This is a genomic window from Ruegeria sp. G7, from assembly GCF_056535465.1.
Window position 1 is genome coordinate 3,006,121 of sequence record NZ_JBQFIL010000001.1, and the last position, 15,864, is coordinate 3,021,984.

13 protein-coding genes, 1 tRNA gene and 2 pseudogenes are annotated in these 15,864 nt (G+C 60.1%); 7 read left to right on the forward strand and 9 right to left on the reverse strand.

The annotated features are described in order from the left end of the window. Positions 1–21: 21 nt before the first annotated feature. Positions 22–615, forward strand: coding sequence for a gamma-glutamyl kinase (locus ACR3EN_RS15135; RefSeq protein WP_480870778.1), 594 nt, complete (start codon positions 22–24; stop codon positions 613–615). On the opposite strand, the gene ACR3EN_RS15140 is transcribed toward ACR3EN_RS15135, so the two are convergent. The 3 genes from ACR3EN_RS15140 to guaB all read right to left on the reverse strand — a co-directional run bounded on the left by ACR3EN_RS15140 (position 612) and on the right by guaB (position 5,629). Next, complete coding sequence (locus ACR3EN_RS15140; RefSeq protein WP_480870781.1) at positions 612–2,897, reverse strand: ATP-binding protein; 2,286 nt, start codon at positions 2,895–2,897, stop codon at positions 612–614. The genes ACR3EN_RS15135 and ACR3EN_RS15140 overlap by 4 nt on opposite strands. Before the next feature lie 104 nt (positions 2,898–3,001). Next, on the reverse strand, positions 3,002–4,159 hold the full coding sequence (locus tag ACR3EN_RS15145) for an RsmB/NOP family class I SAM-dependent RNA methyltransferase (RefSeq protein WP_480822363.1): 1,158 nt from the start codon (positions 4,157–4,159) through the stop codon (positions 3,002–3,004). Between the two features lie 21 nt (positions 4,160–4,180). Beyond that, complete coding sequence (gene guaB / locus ACR3EN_RS15150; protein ID WP_480822365.1) at positions 4,181–5,629, reverse strand: IMP dehydrogenase; 1,449 nt, start codon at positions 5,627–5,629, stop codon at positions 4,181–4,183. Between the two features lie 214 nt (positions 5,630–5,843). Here guaB and ACR3EN_RS15155 point away from each other — a divergent pair. Beyond that, positions 5,844–7,887 (forward strand): annotated as a pseudogene (locus tag ACR3EN_RS15155) (ASKHA domain-containing protein). 24 nt (positions 7,888–7,911) lie between these two features. Continuing rightward, positions 7,912–8,766: a class I SAM-dependent methyltransferase gene (locus tag ACR3EN_RS15160; RefSeq protein WP_480822369.1), complete on the forward strand. Its 855-nt coding sequence runs from the start codon at positions 7,912–7,914 to the stop codon at positions 8,764–8,766. Between the two features lies 1 nt (position 8,767). On the opposite strand, the gene ACR3EN_RS15165 is transcribed toward ACR3EN_RS15160, so the two are convergent. The 4 genes from ACR3EN_RS15165 to ACR3EN_RS15180 all read right to left on the reverse strand — a co-directional run bounded on the left by ACR3EN_RS15165 (position 8,768) and on the right by ACR3EN_RS15180 (position 11,288). Further along, positions 8,768–8,841 (reverse strand) — tRNA-Gly (locus tag ACR3EN_RS15165). A gap of 126 nt (positions 8,842–8,967) precedes the next feature. Then, positions 8,968–10,029, reverse strand: a complete 1,062-nt coding sequence (locus ACR3EN_RS15170; RefSeq protein WP_480822371.1) for a methyltetrahydrofolate cobalamin methyltransferase — start codon at positions 10,027–10,029, stop codon at positions 8,968–8,970. A gap of 9 nt (positions 10,030–10,038) precedes the next feature. Next, complete coding sequence (locus tag ACR3EN_RS15175) at positions 10,039–10,965, reverse strand: methylenetetrahydrofolate reductase (protein ID WP_480822427.1); 927 nt, start codon at positions 10,963–10,965, stop codon at positions 10,039–10,041. A gap of 26 nt (positions 10,966–10,991) precedes the next feature. Further along, entirely contained in the window at positions 10,992–11,288 is a 297-nt protein-coding gene (locus tag ACR3EN_RS15180; RefSeq protein ID WP_480822373.1) for a virulence factor, read from the reverse strand. A 240-nt stretch (positions 11,289–11,528) separates the two neighbouring features. Between ACR3EN_RS15180 and ACR3EN_RS15185 the strand changes: the two genes are divergently transcribed. Both ACR3EN_RS15185 and ACR3EN_RS15190 read left to right on the forward strand, forming a co-directional pair. Further along, positions 11,529–12,641, forward strand: a complete 1,113-nt coding sequence (locus tag ACR3EN_RS15185; RefSeq protein ID WP_480822375.1) for a Ppx/GppA phosphatase family protein — start codon at positions 11,529–11,531, stop codon at positions 12,639–12,641. Then, positions 12,641–13,356 (forward strand): annotated as a pseudogene (locus ACR3EN_RS15190) (RlmE family RNA methyltransferase). The gene ACR3EN_RS15185 and the pseudogene ACR3EN_RS15190 overlap by 1 nt, the downstream one beginning before the upstream one ends. A gap of 3 nt (positions 13,357–13,359) precedes the next feature. Here ACR3EN_RS15190 and ACR3EN_RS15195 read toward each other — a convergent pair. Together ACR3EN_RS15195 and ACR3EN_RS15200 are read right to left on the reverse strand one after the other, a co-directional pair. After that, positions 13,360–13,554 carry a hypothetical protein gene (locus tag ACR3EN_RS15195; RefSeq protein ID WP_480822379.1) on the reverse strand — a complete coding sequence of 65 codons (195 nt, stop codon included), beginning with the start codon at positions 13,552–13,554 and terminating at the stop codon, positions 13,360–13,362. A gap of 227 nt (positions 13,555–13,781) precedes the next feature. After that, a complete protein-coding gene (locus tag ACR3EN_RS15200) occupies positions 13,782–14,636 on the reverse strand; it encodes a YihY/virulence factor BrkB family protein (RefSeq protein ID WP_480822381.1) in 855 nt (284 codons plus the stop codon). 142 nt (positions 14,637–14,778) lie between these two features. Between ACR3EN_RS15200 and ACR3EN_RS15205 the strand changes: the two genes are divergently transcribed. After that, complete coding sequence (locus ACR3EN_RS15205) at positions 14,779–15,393, forward strand: AI-2E family transporter (RefSeq protein WP_480918437.1); 615 nt, start codon at positions 14,779–14,781, stop codon at positions 15,391–15,393. After that, complete coding sequence (locus ACR3EN_RS15210) at positions 15,390–15,848, forward strand: AI-2E family transporter (protein ID WP_480918438.1); 459 nt, start codon at positions 15,390–15,392, stop codon at positions 15,846–15,848. Before ACR3EN_RS15205 ends, ACR3EN_RS15210 begins: the two co-directional genes overlap by 4 nt. Positions 15,849–15,864 lie beyond the last annotated feature (16 nt).

Genomic DNA, 15,864 nt, shown 5'->3' on the forward strand with positions numbered 1-15,864 from the left:
AGCGTTGAAGAGAAAAGAGAAATGCTGGTTTTTTACAAAGAGCGTCTTGCGCTGTTGTCTGTGCCCAAAACCGGTAGTACCGCCTATCAGGAAGCCCTGCGCGACCGGGCTGATATCGTAATTTCCGGTCCGACAGACCTGAAACATGCAAACCTGCGTCGCTATGACAGGTTCTTTCAGTCCATGTTCCGCAAAATCTTCGACACCGAGATGGAGGTGATGGCTGTCATACGCGAACCCATAGACTGGCTGGGCAGTTGGTATCGATACCGCTCGCGGCCGGAACGGCAGGGGCATGCGCATGCCACCCATGCGCTGAGTTTCGACGATTTTCTGAACGCCTATATGGCGTCCCCAACCGCGCCCTTTGCAGATGTCGGATCCCAGAGTGACTTTCTGCGCCCGCGCAAAACCGGCGCTGACGTTGATCACTTGTTCAAATACGAAAACCAGGACGCGATACGGTCTTTTTTGCAGGATCGTCTGAACTGCGATATCCACCTGGACCGCACAAATGTCTCACCGGAACGGCCTTTGGACCTTGCTGCAGAGACCGAACGGCGATTCCGCGAAAGACATGCCGCCGAATTCGCACTGTATCAGGCGGCGCGCTAGCTCAATTGCTGATAAACCGCTTCGGTCAGTTGCGTCAGTGAGAACGGCTTGGGCAGGAAAGCGGAATTCTCAAGCTCTGGGCCGGACTCACTGAAAGCACCTTCTGTATAGCCTGACATGAACACCACCCGCACATCAGGGCGCGTCTCACGCGCCTGACGGACCCAACTTGGGCCATCCATACCGGGCATGACCACATCAGTCACGAAGACATCGACAGACAAATCCGTGTCTTCAAGCAGGCGCAAGGCCTCCTCGGCCGAGGCCGCCTCGAGCACGGTGTATCCTTTCAGCCGCAGCGCGCGTGTTGCAAACGCGCGTACCGGCGCTTCGTCTTCGACAAGCAGAACCACGCCCTCACCCTGACGCGCAATCGGCTCTTCCAGAGCGACGGGTGCCGCAGGTTCTTCGCTGACGATCAGCGTGCTGACGGGTAATAGGACCATGAATTCTGTCCCCTTACCCAGCACGCTGTCGACAAAAATGAAACCGCCGGTCTGCTTCACGATTCCATAGACGGTGGACAGGCCCAGCCCCGTGCCTTCACCCGTGCGCTTGGTGGTATAGAACGGCTCGAACACCTTTTGCAGCTTGTCTGTAGGTATGCCGATGCCGCTGTCGATCACCTTCACCGTAACATATTCGCCGGGCTGTACCGTTGCCCGGTCGCGGGTGAAGGGCCGATCCAGGGACAGCACCTCGGTCTCGATCCGGATCTCGCCACCCTCGGGCATCGCGTCGCGGGCGTTGACCACGAGGTTCATCAAAACCTGCTCAAGCTGACGCTTGTCGGCGCATACCGGTTTAAGGACGGGATCGTGGCTGAGGGTCAGGCGCACCTTCTCACCGACCAGACGGTTCAGCAGATGAATCAAATCCGAGATCGTATCCCGCAGGTCCAGAGTCTGGGGCCGCAACGTCTGCTTGCGCGAGAACGCAAGCAACTGGCTGACCAGAGCCGCCGCGCGGTTAGCGTTCTGATTGATCTGCACAAGGTCCCCATAATCCGGATCGTTTTGATCATGGCGCAGCAGCAGCAAATCGCAGTGACCCGAAATCGCGGTCAGAAGATTGTTGAAATCATGCGCAACCCCACCTGCAAGCTGGCCCACCGCCTGCATTTTTTGACCCTGAACAAACTGCGCCTCAAGTGTCTTCAGCTCCGTTGCATCGTTGAGCACAGCAATCAGTGCTGCCTGGCCCTCGCGCTGGATACGCGACAGAGTGACCTGTACGAACACGTCTTGATCCCGGCGCGTCAGGCGCAGAAATTCCGAACGCGGCGTGGCGTTCAGTTCCAGCGCGCGGCTCAGCCAGTCGCGGATCGGATAGCCAAGCCCCTGCATCATAGTCTCGATATTGGTAACCCCGGGTTCGACGTCTCCGATCAGTTGCTCTGCCAATCGGTTAGCTTCCAGAATTTCTCCGTCGGCGGAAAGCCGCATGACCGGAACAGGAAGCTCGGCGACCGTCGCCGGATCAAGATCGGCAGTAGCGACATCAACCGGCGTCAACAGGATATCCCGGACCGTGTCGCTTTCCCGCAAGGTCGAAAGAATCACCGATCTTTGCCCCTCTGGGGTCAGCAACTGATGGACGCCAGGCTGCGCACCGGGTGATAGCACCTGGCCAATGGTCACGGGGCTGCGGCCAAGAAGGCGTATCGCTGCGTCGTTTGCCCCCAACACCACATCGTCGCAACCAACCGTCAGGACCGGAGCCTGAATGTCCCGAGCACGGCACGCTGGTTGCGGCCCAAAGCGCCAGCAAAAGCAATCGTCATCCAGCCGCGTCACCGCGACCGAGATCGTCTGACCACGCGTGACAATATCGCGTTCGGCCCTTCCCCGTGTCCTGGCCTGCGCCTGGAGACTGGTCAAAACCGCAGCCGGGGTCGCGAATCTGGACCGCAGGCATATGTCGAGACGTCCGCCAATGGTCGCTTTCAGGCAGGATCGTGCGCGCAGATTGGCATTCAGGATGCGGCCACTTGCGGTGGCGATCAGGCTGGATGTGGTCTGATGATCAAGATAAGCCGAGATGTAAGCCAGCGCTTGCTGGCTGGCCCGGTTCTGGTGCCATTTGCGCCCAAGGTCAAAGAGAACAACAACCAGCGACGACAAACCCGCGGTCAGGGTCATTACGCTCCACGGAGCTGGAACCAGACCAAGCCCGGCAGGCAGGCACAAAATCAGAGCGATCACCCCAAGTGAGACAGAACGCCAGTGTACACCACCCCAACGCCCCGCAGCGTCAGGAAAGGACTGAGAAATTTCGGACATAAACAGCTCGTGTTAAGTCAATTTTTGACCAATATCGGCCTGCAATGGTTAACCACCGCTTAACAAGTTCACGGCTTAAACTGCTTATGGTTGATTTTTCAAATTCACGCTCTCGTCAAGTGAGCTGTGTAAAATCCATCGGTACCGTGTGAAACCAGCCACGATTTGCGCAACCCGCAAACCCAGTCCGGATGGTTGTGCAAAAACGCATCGACAACAGCGTCATTCTCGGTCGTCAGCATCGAGCATGTCGCATATGCCAGCACCCCACCCGTTGCCACAAACGGCACAACATCGGACAGGATCCGGGCCTGAAGGTCTGTCAGTTCCTGCAAACGCTCGGGTGTTAGCGCCCATTTTCCAGCGGGTGCGCGGCGCCAAGAACCGCTTCCCGAACAGGGCACGTCGGTCAAAACAATGTCAAATGGTGCTTGCTTAGCCAATTGCCCGGACGACAGGAGCGTGACATTGACCCCCGCACGCTGCGCACGCGCCGGAAGATCACGCATCCGCGCCGGACTGGCATCATGGGCGAACACCTGAACACCCTCTGCGGCCAACGCCAGGCTTTTGCCGCCTCCGCCCGCGCAGTAGTCCAGAACACGCAGGCCTGCGTGCAGATCAAGCGCTGCAGTCACGGCCTGACTTGCAGCATCCTGCAGTTCGACAAGCCCGGTTTTATAAGCCGTACTTTGGGCAACCCCGCGCTCACCTTCTGTCACCTCAAGCGCGGTCTTGCAGGCTCTATGCGGGGCCGTCGCTATTCCGTCCTCAGCCAGCCGAAGCGCCGCTGCTGTCCTGTCACCTTTTGCGCGGTTGACGCGCAAATGCACGGGTGCGCGTGTCTGCAAAGCCCGAGCTGCCTGCTCGGTTTCTTCTGCCAATGACCCTTTGAACGTAGGCCAGAGCCATTCTGGAATATCAAGGCGCTCGGCATCACTGGCAAAAGGGCGCGCCTGCTCTGAGGACGCGATGGGCGCTGGTGCGAACTTGTTGCCCGTGAACACGGCAGAGGGATCGCCGGATTCTGCACGGATTGCTCCGATCATCAGCCCGCGCCCGGTTTCCGCCCCGCCGAGCGCCGCGAAGGATCGTTTGCAACGCAGGGCGCCAAACACATGGTCCCGGATCGCCGCACGATCTTTTGACCCGGCGAACCGGCTGCGCCGGGCCCAGCCGGTCAGGGCTTTTTCAACCGCGACGCCCGAGAGAATCTCGTCGAGAATCTCAATTGAGGCCTGAACGCGCGCTGCCGGGGTCATTACCGTTTCGAATCCCGAAGATCACATCACACGATAGTTCGGGCTTTCGCGGGTGATCTGGACGTCATGCACATGGCTTTCCTTCAGTCCCGCGCCGGTGATCTTGACGAAATTGCAGTTCTTACGCATCTCATCAACGGTTGCACATCCGGTATAGCCCATCGCCGCGCGCAGGCCTCCGACCAGTTGGTGCACCACAGCGCTGGCCGAGCCCTTATAGGGCACCTGCCCCTCGATCCCTTCGGGCACCAGCTTGTCGTTGGCTGCGTCCTTCTGGAAATACCGATCCGCCGAACCACGCGCCATCGCACCCAGACTGCCCATGCCGCGATAGGATTTGAACGAGCGGCCTTGGTACAGAATGACCTCGCCCGGGCTTTCATCCGTGCCTGCGATCATCGAGCCGACCATGGCGCAGGACGCCCCTGCCGCAATCGCTTTGGCGAAGTCGCCAGAGAACTTGATACCGCCATCCGCGATGACCGGAATATCACCCGCCGCCGCTGCACAATCCATGATCGCCGTCAGCTGAGGCACTCCGACCCCGGCCACCATCCGCGTGGTACAGATCGAACCCGGCCCGATGCCCACCTTGATCGCATCGGCACCCGCATCAATCAGCGCCTTGGTTGCCTCGCCCGTGGCGACGTTCCCGGCGATGATCTGAACCTCGTTCGACAGCGTCTTGACCCGGCGGACCGCATCCAGCACCCCTTGCGAATGACCATGCGCGGTGTCGACGACGATGATATCGACGCCCGAATCCACAAGCTGCTCAGACCGTTCAAACCCGGCATCGCCCACCGAAGTTGCCGCCGCCACCCGCAGGCGACCCAGACGGTCCTTGCAGGCGGTTGGGTTCAGCACAGCCTGTTCGGTGTCTTTCAAAGTCAGCAGGCCGGTCAGCTTACCGCCGCCGTCAACGACCAGCAGTTTTTCGATGCGCCGGGCGCGCATAAGGCTTTTGGCCTCTTCCAAATCAGCAGGTTCCTGCAGCATCGCCAGATTGTCCGAGGTCATCATCGCCTTAATCGGCGTATCGTCCGAGGTCGCAAAACGCATATCCCGATTGGTCACAATGCCCACGACCCGGCCGCTTTCATCAACAACGGGAAAACCGGTGAAATTGTACCGTTCCACGAGCGCCTGCGCATCGGCCAGCGTTTGATCCGCGCGCAAGGTCACGGGGTTATACACGATACCGGATTCAAAGCGCTTCACGCGGCGCACTTCGCGGGCCTGTTCCTCGACCGAAAGGTTCTTGTGCACCACGCCGATGCCCCCGGCCTGCGCCATAGCAATGGCCATGCGTGCCTCGGTCACCGTGTCCATCGCTGAACTCAGCAGAGGGATATTCATGGTGATCTCACGCGTCACGCGCGTGGTCGTATCCGCGGTTGCCGGCAGCACAGAAGATGCGCCCGGAACAAGAAGAACGTCGTCGAAGGTGAGTGCCTCACGAATCTGCATCTGATAACCCCATGCAAAAGCCCGTTTGACGGTGACCCTATTACATGGATTTCACCCAAGGGAAAGCCCTGAACCAAGTTGTTTTTCCGTGTTGGGCTTTACCAAGCCCGAAAACGACGCAAGCTGTGCAAAACGTGCCGCTGAATGCCCTTTCCCTTTGCGCGCAAACGCATATCTTCCGCCGCATACGCGCGAATACAAAGGCAGGCCTTTCATGACCACCGATCCTCTTGTCGTCTTCACCCCCTCCGGCAAACGCGGGCACTTCCCCGTCGGCACGCCGATTCTGACCGCTGCCCGTCAGCTGGGCGTCGATCTGGATTCGGTCTGTGGAGGGCGCGGGATTTGCTCGAAATGCCAGATCACCCCAAGCTATGGCGAGTTTCCCAAGCACGGCGTGACCGTTTCCGAGGACGCGCTGAGCGAGTGGAACGCGGTCGAGCAGCGCTATGACGACAAACGCGGGCTGAAACCGGGGCGGCGCTTGGGCTGTCAGGCGTCGGTTCAGGGCGATGTAGTGATCGACGTGCCGCCCGAAAGCCAGGTGCACCGCCAAGTCGTCCGCAAAGCCGCCGCTGCGCGCGATCACCATGGATCCGGCCACACGGCTGTATTTCGTGGTGGTGGAAGAACCCGATATGCATTCCCCCACCGGCGATCTGGAACGGCTGGAACGTGCCCTGCGCGAACAGTGGAAGATCGACGCCGTGACTGCCGACCTGTCGCTGATGTCCAAACTGCAACCCGCTCTGCGCAAAGGGAAATGGGAGGTCACCGTGGCCGTGCACAAAGGCCACAAGGACAAAATCGCCCGCATCGTCGAAATCTGGCCCGGTTTGCACGAACAGGGGCTGTACGGTCTGGCCATCGACCTCGGCTCGACCACAATCGCCGCGCACCTGACCGATCTGGAAACCGGCGAGGTGAAGGCGTCCTCGGGGCTGATGAACCCGCAGATCCGCTTTGGCGAAGACCTGATGAGCCGCGTGTCCTACGCCATGATGAACCCCGGCGGTGATGCCGAGATGACCAAAGCGGTGCGCGAGGCGATCAACGATCTGACCACCTCGATCGCCGATGAGGCCGGGATTGATGCAGCCCTGATCGTGGAAACGGTGTTCGTCTGCAACCCGGTCATGCACCACCTGCTGCTGGGTCTGGACCCGGTCGAACTGGGTCAGGCGCCCTTCGCACTCGCCACTTCTGAGAGCATGTCCCTGCCCGCGCGTGAGATGGACCTGACCACCATGAACCCCCGCGCGCAGGTCTATATCCTGCCCTGCATCGCGGGCCATGTGGGCGCAGATTGCGCCGCCGTCGCGCTGTCCGAAGAACCCGGCAAGTCCGAAGACCTCGTGCTGATCGTCGATGTGGGCACAAACGCCGAAATCCTGCTGGGCAACACCCAGCGCGTTCTGGCCTGTTCCTCGCCCACAGGTCCCGCCTTCGAGGGCGCGCAGATCAGTTCGGGCCAGCGCGCTGCCCCCGGCGCGATCGAACGGATCGAGATTGATCCCGTTACCAAAGAACCCCGCTTCCGCATCATCGGATCCGAGAAATGGTCCGATGAGGAAGGTTTTGATCAGGACATCGCCACCACCGGAATCACAGGCATCTGTGGCTCGGGCATCATCGAAGCCGTGGCCGAAATGCGCATCGCCGGGTTGCTGGATGAAAGCGGCCTGATCGGATCAGCCGAGCAGACCGGCACCCCGCGCTGCGTGCCCGAAGGCCGTACCCATGCCTATCTGATCCACGACGCCAGCGCCGAAGGCGGTCCGCGCATCACCGTCACCCAAGGCGATATCCGCGCGATCCAACTGGCGAAATCAGCGCTCTACGCCGGTGCGCGCCTGCTGATGGACGAGATGGAAGTCGACCGTGTGGATCGCGTCGTTCTGGCCGGAGCTTTCGGAGCGCACATCTCGACCAAGCACGCGATGGTTCTGGGCATGATCCCCGACGCACCGCTGGACAAGGTCTCAAGCGCAGGCAACGCCGCAGGCACCGGCGCGCGGATTGCGCTGTGCAATATCGGTGCGCGAGCCGAGATCGAGCGTGTCGTGCGCGAGATCACCAAGGTGGAAACTGCAATTGAGCCGAAGTTTCAGGAACACTTCGTTGCAGCGAACGCTATCCCGCACAAGACCGATCCGTTTCCGGAACTGGCCTCGGTGGTCACCCTGCCCGCGCCGTCCTTCAACACCGGTGGAGGCGACGCCGAAAACACTGGCCGCCGCCGCCGCAGAAGGTCATAGTCGCCTCATCCACAGGAGGCGGACATGACAGAAAACGAGGAACAGGCGGAATTCTGGGGTAGGTCCGAGCAAGGCGCCAAGTGGCTGACTTTTGAAGATCAGCTCGATCACGCCTTTGCGCCTGTTCTCGATCTGGTTCTGAACCGGGCTGCGCTGTCGTCGGGCATGCGGGTTCTGGATATCGGTTGTGGCACCGGCGTCAGCGCGATGGCCGCCGCCCGTGCTGTTGGGGCCGAGGGGCACGTATTGGCCGCCGACATATCGCAGCCTTTTCTGGAACGCGCGGCTGAACGCGCCGAAAGGCATGGGATTCAGAACATCACTTTTCAGCAGGCGGATGCTCAGACCTATGCGTTTGAACCAGATCGGATGGATGCCGCGATCTCTCGGTTCGGGGTCATGTTCTTCAACGACTCGGTCGCAGCATTCCGCAACATCGCTTCGGCCCTGAAACCAGGGGGGCAAATGACCTTTGCCTCTTGGGGTCCGCTGGACGTCAACCCGTGGTTCAAGATACCCCATGTCGCCGCCGTTCAGCGAATGGGGCAACCGCCCCGAGTGGATCGCTATGCGCCCGGGCCTCTGGCCTTCCACGATCTGGACCACGTCAAAGGCCTTTTGACACAGGCGGGGTTGTCCGACGTGACCGGCGAAGCGGTCGCGATAAACCTCACAGGTTTTGGCGGCGTTGAAAGCACGGCGAACCTTGTGACGCGTGTCGGCCCCGCAGGCCGCGTAGTCGCGCATTTCGAGGGGGATGAAACCGATACGATGGCCATTCAAAAGGCAGTCGCGACCGAGTTCCAGCAGTATCAATCGCGTTCGGATGTCCTGATTCCGGCGACGATCAACTTGTATCAGGCCCGACGTGCAGGGTGATTGGAGCGGGTAGCGGGAATCGAACCCGCGCGTTCAGCTTGGGAAGCTGACAGGCTACCATTACATCATACCCGCCGCAGGGCTCTGGATAGCATTGCGGGTTTCCGGAACACAAGCCGCAACCCGCAGGGCCTGCGAAGAAATTCCCAACAAAAAAGGCCGGACGCGAGGCCCGGCCTTTCTGTTCAGATCGCCTGAGGATCAAGCGCGGCGGCGACGGCCACCACCGCGACGGCCACCTGCGCCACCTGCGGCGCCAGCCTCATCAGGTGCTTTGTTGAACTTGATCCACGCCCCGCCATGCGGGTCGTTGTTGGTCAGCAGGTTGGCGGCGCGGATCGCCTCCATTTCCTTACCGGCGCGCGGCAGGGTCGAGCCCAGACCGAACAGCTGGCAGAAGGTTTCGTCATCCATATCCGCAGGCAGAACGATGCCTTTTGCCTCAACTTCGGCCTTTTTCTCCGCCAGTTTCTTGGGACCAACCGGCAGGGCAACAGGGTTCATGATCGCCGAGGTCATACCCGCGCCCATCGCCATCGGCAGGAACGCGTTGTTGATACCATGACGGTTGGGCAGACCGAACGAGATGTTCGACGCGCCACAGGTGGTGTTCACACCCAGTTCCTCGCGCAGGCGACGGACCAGAGCGAAAACCTGATTGCCAGCGGTTGCCATCGCACCGATGGGCATCACAAGCGGGTCAACCACGATGTCATGCGCGGGGATACCGAAATCGGCTGCGCGCTCAACGATCTTCTTGGCCACGTCGAAACGGACATCGGGGTCTTCCGAGATGCCGGTGTCATCGTTCGAAATCGCAACGACCGGAACATTGTATTTCTTGACCAGCGGCAGAACCAGCTCCAGGCGATCCTCTTCACCGGTGACCGAGTTCAGCAGCGGACGACCTTCAGCCGCCTCAAGACCGGCCTCCAGCGCACCCGGAACCGACGAGTCGATGCACAGCGGTACATCAACCAGACCCTGCACCAGTTCGACGATCTTGGTCATCAGCGGCGGCTCGGTCTCGTTCGGGTTAGGGTTCGAGTTGTAGACAACGCCCGCGTTGATATCCAGAACGGTGGCCCCGGCGGCGACCTGAGCGATGGCGTCTTTCTCGACGGTCGAGAAATCGCCTGCTTCCAGCTCGGCAGCCAGCTTTTTGCGGCCGGTGGGGTTGATCCGCTCACCGATCACGCAGAACGGTTCGTCAAAGCCCAGAACGGCGGTTTTTGTTTTTGATTCGACGACTGTACGGGTCATGTCGGGTCCTTAGGAGTTTGCAGGCTTTGCCGAAGCGCCGCCGTTTTCGATCGCCCAGTTGGCGTTGGTCTTGATACCACCCAGCGGGAAGAAGTGCACGTTGGTGATGTTGAAATCGGGGTTCGCCGCCTTGTGCGCGGCCAGTTCGGTCAGAACGTCGGTGGGTTCGTATGGCAGCAGCAGCTTGGACACATCCATGGCGCGCTTTTGCAGAACCTTCAGCGACGGGCCAACGCCACAGGCGATCGCGAACTTGATCAGCGTCTGCAGCTTGGCCGGACCCGCGATACCGATGTGGATCGGCAAGTCGATACCGGCCTCTTTCAGGCTATCAGCCCAGGCGATGATCGGCTTGGCATCAAAGGCGAACTGAGTGGCCAGTGCCATTTCAGCGTCGGTCGTTTCGCTGAACTTCTGCTTCCAGCGCAGGGCGTCATCGACATTCTTGGTCGAGCCGTCCGGGTCGATGTCCTTGTTGCCTTCGGGGTGACCGGCAACGTGCAGGCGCTTGAAGCCCGCCTTATCGAACAGACCGCTTTCCAGCAACTGCATCGAGCTGTGGAAGTCGCCATGGGGCTTCTCAACACCACCGGCCAGCAGCAGAGCCTGCTCGACACCTGCTTCGCCCTGATACATCGAAATCCAGTTCTCCAGCGTCGCGGCATCCTTGATGATGCGCGCGGGAAAGTGCGGCATGACCGGATAACCTTCGGCGGCAATGCGCTTGGCGGTCTTGACCATATCCTCGATGGGCGTGCCCTCGATATGGGCGATGTAGACGCGGGTGCCTTCGGGCAGCAGCGCGCGGAAATCCTCGACCTTTTCGGCGGTGCGGGGCATCACCTCGATCGAATAGCCCTGCAGGAAGGCTTCGACAGTCGGGTTCACCGGGGCCTTCGCGGCCGCATCACGTTTCTTGAAGTTCAGCAAAGCCATCGCGGCCTCCCATAAAGATTTCGGGCTCATGCCCAACCGTCATTTGCGATCAGCGCCTTGATACGGTCCTGATCATATTCCGTTTCCAGACGCGCGGCCTCGGCCTCGGCAATCTCGGACGGGTCGCCGTCAACTGCAAAGGGTTCAGCCTTGCGCCATTCAGCCAGATAAGCGTCGCTGTCCTTGGCATTCACCTTCATGGCAGCCCGGTCGATCGCCTGTTCGAACCGTTCTTCCAACTGCCGCTTTGCGCCACGACGGCCTTTGCCGACGATGACTTGGGCGGGAATGTCGCGCCAATATACGATGGTGACGTCGGGCATCGCTTTTGATTCCTCCTGACCAGATGGACCGGTTCTAAACTTCTATGTGGGCACGGGTCGGTCGGTTTTCGACACACGGCGCATTTGCAGCGACGTTTTTGCCCACGATGGGATACCGAGGGTATATCGGGGATTTCACCTGTCCGCCCATCAAAATTCTCATGACTTTAATGAGTGGCTTGCGTGATCGAACGGCGCGACCTATGGTCAGGATAACTCGAAAATCGGAGGGCGTTTCAGATGGCGCCCAAGCGTCCCAAAGGTGCGGGCGCGTTCCCGAAAGCGGTCGAAAGCCCCGCGCCGGCAAAACCCGATCCGGATGCACTCTATGCGGCACTGGATTTGGGGACAAATAGTTGCCGCATGTTGATCGCCCAGCCCAAGGGCAGCGGGTTCCATGTGGTAGACAGCTTCTCGAAGTCCGTGCAGTTGGGCGCGGGTTTGGAGCGTACCGGGCGTCTGTCACGGGCGTCGATGTCACGTACCGTTCAGGCGCTGCGAATCTGCCAGCAAAAGCTGAAACGCAACAAGGTCAGGCGAATGCGTCTGATCGCGACCGAGGCCTGTCGCCGCGCCAAGAACGCGCGGGATTTCATCCGTCAGGTGAGGCGCGAAACCGGTCTGACGCTGGAAATCATCCAACCCGAAGAAGAGGCCCGCCTGGCCGTTATCTCTTGCGCGCCACTGGTGTCCACCAAGACCGAGCAATTGCTGGTCGTCGATATCGGCGGCGGCTCGACCGAGCTGGTATGGATCGACATCTCATCAGTGCCGCGTCGGGATCGCCCGGCGGCGATCATGCGATTGCACAACGGGTTTCACACCGCCGAAAGCCCCTTCCCCGCCGCCAAGGTGGTGGACTGGATCAGTGTGCCGTTGGGCGTTGCCACCTTGCGCGATCAGTTCAATGACGTCGAAGACGACGCCGCACGCTTTGCCCTGATGAGCTGGTTCTTTGAAGAGAACCTTGCAGATTTCGCACCTTACAAGGACGAACAGGCGCGCGAAGGGTTTCAGATCGTGGGCACCAGTGGAACCGTGACAACCGTCGCGGCCTCGCATCTGGGGCTGAAGCGCTATGACCGGACCAAAGTGGACGGGTTGCGCATGACCAGCGATCAGATTGACAAAGTGATACGCGGCTATCTAGAACTCGGCCCTCAGGGTCGGCGGCGCGATCCCCGGATCGGGGATGACCGGCAGGCCCTGATCATGTCCGGCTCGGCCATTTTGCAGGCGCTGCTCAGATGCTGGCCCACCGACCGCCTTTCCGTGGCGGACCGGGGTCTGCGCGAGGGTCTGCTTTATGCGCAGATGAGCGCGGACGGCGTATTGGAAGACGGACCGTTCTGATGGCGAAGACACCTACCGGAAAAGGCAACTCAGGCCGCGGACAGCGCGATCTGAAAGTCAAAGTCAAGACTGCACGCGGGCGCAAGCTCAGCTCGACCCGCTGGCTTGAGCGGCAGCTGAACGACCCATACGTCAAACGCGCCCAGTCCGAAGGCTACCGGGGGCGGGCCGCGTTCAAGATACTGGAGCTGGACGACAAATTCCGCTTTCTGGTGCCGGGCGCGCGCGTGGTTGATCTGGGGTGCGCCCCGGGTGGCTGGCTGCAGGTCGCTGTTCAGCGCGTCAATGCGCTGGGTGAAAAAGCGGCAAGCGCATCGGCACCGTTCTGGGTGTGGACCTGCAAGAGGTCGAACCGGTCGCGGGTGCCACGGCGCATGTGCTGGATTTCATGGAGGATGACGCCGATCAAAAGGTCAAGGACTGGCTGGGCGGCAAGGCTGACGTGGTCATGTCGGACATGGCCGCCGCCTCATCGGGCCACAAACAGACCGACCACCTGCGGATCATGGCGCTGTGTGAAACAGCCGCCTACTTTGCGTTCGATGTCCTAGAAGAAGGCGGCACGTTTGTTGCCAAGGTGCTCGCAGGTGGGGCCGAGGGTGATCTGCAAAAGCTGTTGAAACAGAAGTTCACCAAAGTGGCCAATGTCAAACCACCTGCATCCCGTTCGGACAGTTCCGAGAAATTTGTGGTTGCCACCGGGTTCCGCGGCTGAACATCAGTCGAGATCGATCCTGCCCTGCGCCAGACGCTGCGTACGCAGCGAAGCGACCGCGATGCCCTGCAGCAACAGCGCTTCTCCGTGGTTGATGTCCGCTGGTTTACGCATGCGCAATTCCTGAATCCGCTGATCCAGCGTCGTCTTTTGTGCACCGGTCAACGGCGGCGCAACGGTTCCGGGGCGGTCTGGCATGGCTCAACCTTTCGGCTTGGTTTGTGCCTAATACTTACCGGGACAATATGCCCGGATCGTGGCCGAAATCGGTCTGTTCGATGCCACAGACCATCGGCAGGACACGCCGCGCCAGAATGCGCTGCGATCGCAAATGGCACTTTTTCTTGGCAATGCGTGCAAACCTAGTCGGTCGGAAACGGACGACGCTTCTCAACGTTGTTGAGGCATAAGGGACAGCGCTCTTGTCATTGCGCAGCGTTTCGCAGGTCGATCAGCGCCCCATTATACTCTGCACCAAGGATCAGCATGGCAGAGCAGAGATAGAGGAAGATCAACGCCGCCATCGCGCCCGCAAGCCCGGCATAGGTCGCACTATAAGTGGCGAACTGTGCGATATAGACCGAAAACCCCCAACCGCCGGCGGCCCAAAGGGCCAGCGTCAATATCACGCCCGGAAGAATCTGAGACAGCCGGTGACGCCGTGTCGGCAGAACCAGATGCGCCAGCAAAACGGTCCCGGCAGGGACAGCCACTGTGAAGGTCCACCGCAAGCGATCGACCGACAGCCAGCCATCGACATCCACCGATGTGGTCTCTGCAACCAGACGGGTGTAGACGGGCAAGACGACCTCGAACGCAGCAATGGCCAGAATTGCCGCCCCGCCGAGGATGACGAGGCCGAAACACAACAGCCGTGTTTTCCAGAACGGCCAGCTATCCTGATCATGATAGGCCTGAGTCATGGCTTTGCGTACAGCGGCCACTCCGTTCGAGGCAAAGTAGATCGCCAGCAAACCACCCAGCGTGATCACCCCCGACCCTGACCCGGCGAGCACGGCACGCAGTTCCGAGACGATCGGATCGGCAACATCCTTGGGCCACGCACCAAAGATGAGCTCGATGAGTTCATCCGTGACATAGCCCTGCGACAGAGCTCCCGCCAGCGCCACCGTGAACAGAACGAACGGAAACAGGGCCATCATGAGCGACATCGCGACGTGGCTGCTCATGACAAAGCCGTTCTTGGCGTTGAAGCGCCGCAGGGCCAGCCAAAGGGCGCGGACCAGCTGGCCCGAGGATGGAATCGCAACGTGTGTCATTGGCTAACTCTATCCTGCCTTGCTGCTGCAAAGAACCGCCAAACCGGCAGAGGCAGTGAATTCCTGCGCGTAACTGGCTGGGTGGATTGCATAAACCCGCCAGCACGTGCAGGATCGGCTTGAACGCAAATCTGGGCCCCCCATGACCTCTGAGACCGACGACAGCATGACACGACCGCGCCTTCAACTGGGTGTCCTACGCGATGTTGCAATCGTCTCTACGCTGGTCGTTCTGGGCCTGTATGCGGGGGCCAAGTTTCTTGTGCCTCTGACGATGGCGCTGCTGGTAAACGTGCTGATCATGGCGCTGAGCGACCGGGTCATCGCGCTGACGCGCGCGCCAATATGGCTGGCCAACATTGCGGGCGTGACCGTCGTTCTGGCCGGTTTGTTCATGATCATGTACATCCTCGGCAGTCAGGCCACGCAGTTCGCACGCTCGATCAACACGTATGAAAACCAGTTCGACGGTGCCGTGAACCGGATCACGGGCCTTGTGGGCAATGACGTGACCAGCTTTATCCGCGACAATCTTGTCAGTATCGATATGTCCTATGTCGCCCGCGTTCTGCTGGGCAGCGCAACGTCGCTGCTGAATCAGTTCTTTCTGATCAGTCTCTACGTCGCCTTTCTGATGGCCGAGCGTCTCGCGTTTCGGAAAAAATCCAGTTGGCAGCCGGCAACCCCAAGCTGGGGGCGGATCTGGCAACGGTTCTGGATGCGATTTCGCGCAGCCTGCAACGTTATGTCGGGGTGAAAACACTGATCAGCCTGATCACAGCGACGATCAGCTATTCGATCTTCAAACTGCTAGGGTTGGAATATGCCGAGACCTGGGCCGTGCTGACCTTTGCGCTGAACTTCATTCCATCGATCGGCTCGATCATCGCAGTGATTTTCCCATCGATGATCGCGCTGGTCCAGTTCGACAGCATCGGCCCGTTTCTGGTGATCGTACTCGGCTGCGGCACCATCCAGTTCCTGATCGGCAATTTTCTGGACCCGGCAATGCTGGGCCGGTCGCTGAACATGTCGACGTTTCTTGTGATTTTGGCGCTGACTTTCTGGACGACCGTCTGGGGATTGATCGGAGCCTTCCTCAGCGTGCCTTTAACGGTCTGCATACTGATCATCTTCAGCCATATCCCGGCGCTCAGGCCCATTGCGATCCTGATGTCTCTGGATGGGCGGCTTGCCACGGACACTGCCTAAAGCGCGCCCGGAACGG

Excerpts from the sequence above, each read along its gene's own strand:
- ACR3EN_RS15205 (WP_480918437.1), top strand. The coding sequence starts at position 14,779 with ATGACCTCTGAGACCGACGACAGCATGACACGACCGCGCCTTCAACTG.
- ACR3EN_RS15175 (WP_480822427.1), bottom strand. The coding sequence starts at position 10,965 with ATGGCTTTGCTGAACTTCAAGAAACGTGATGCGGCCGCGAAGGCCCCG.
- ACR3EN_RS15145 (WP_480822363.1), bottom strand. The coding sequence starts at position 4,159 with ATGACCCCGGCAGCGCGCGTTCAGGCCTCAATTGAGATTCTCGACGAG.
- ACR3EN_RS15200 (WP_480822381.1), bottom strand. The coding sequence starts at position 14,636 with ATGACACACGTTGCGATTCCATCCTCGGGCCAGCTGGTCCGCGCCCTT.
- ACR3EN_RS15140 (WP_480870781.1), bottom strand. The coding sequence starts at position 2,897 with ATGTCCGAAATTTCTCAGTCCTTTCCTGACGCTGCGGGGCGTTGGGGT.
- ACR3EN_RS15180 (WP_480822373.1), bottom strand. The coding sequence starts at position 11,288 with ATGCCCGACGTCACCATCGTATATTGGCGCGACATTCCCGCCCAAGTC.
- ACR3EN_RS15170 (WP_480822371.1), bottom strand. The coding sequence starts at position 10,029 with ATGACCCGTACAGTCGTCGAATCAAAAACAAAAACCGCCGTTCTGGGC.
- ACR3EN_RS15135 (WP_480870778.1), top strand. The coding sequence starts at position 22 with ATGCTGGTTTTTTACAAAGAGCGTCTTGCGCTGTTGTCTGTGCCCAAA.
- ACR3EN_RS15185 (WP_480822375.1), top strand. The coding sequence starts at position 11,529 with ATGGCGCCCAAGCGTCCCAAAGGTGCGGGCGCGTTCCCGAAAGCGGTC.
- ACR3EN_RS15195 (WP_480822379.1), bottom strand. The coding sequence starts at position 13,554 with ATGCCAGACCGCCCCGGAACCGTTGCGCCGCCGTTGACCGGTGCACAA.
- ACR3EN_RS15160 (WP_480822369.1), top strand. The coding sequence starts at position 7,912 with ATGACAGAAAACGAGGAACAGGCGGAATTCTGGGGTAGGTCCGAGCAA.
- guaB (WP_480822365.1), bottom strand. The coding sequence starts at position 5,629 with ATGCAGATTCGTGAGGCACTCACCTTCGACGACGTTCTTCTTGTTCCG.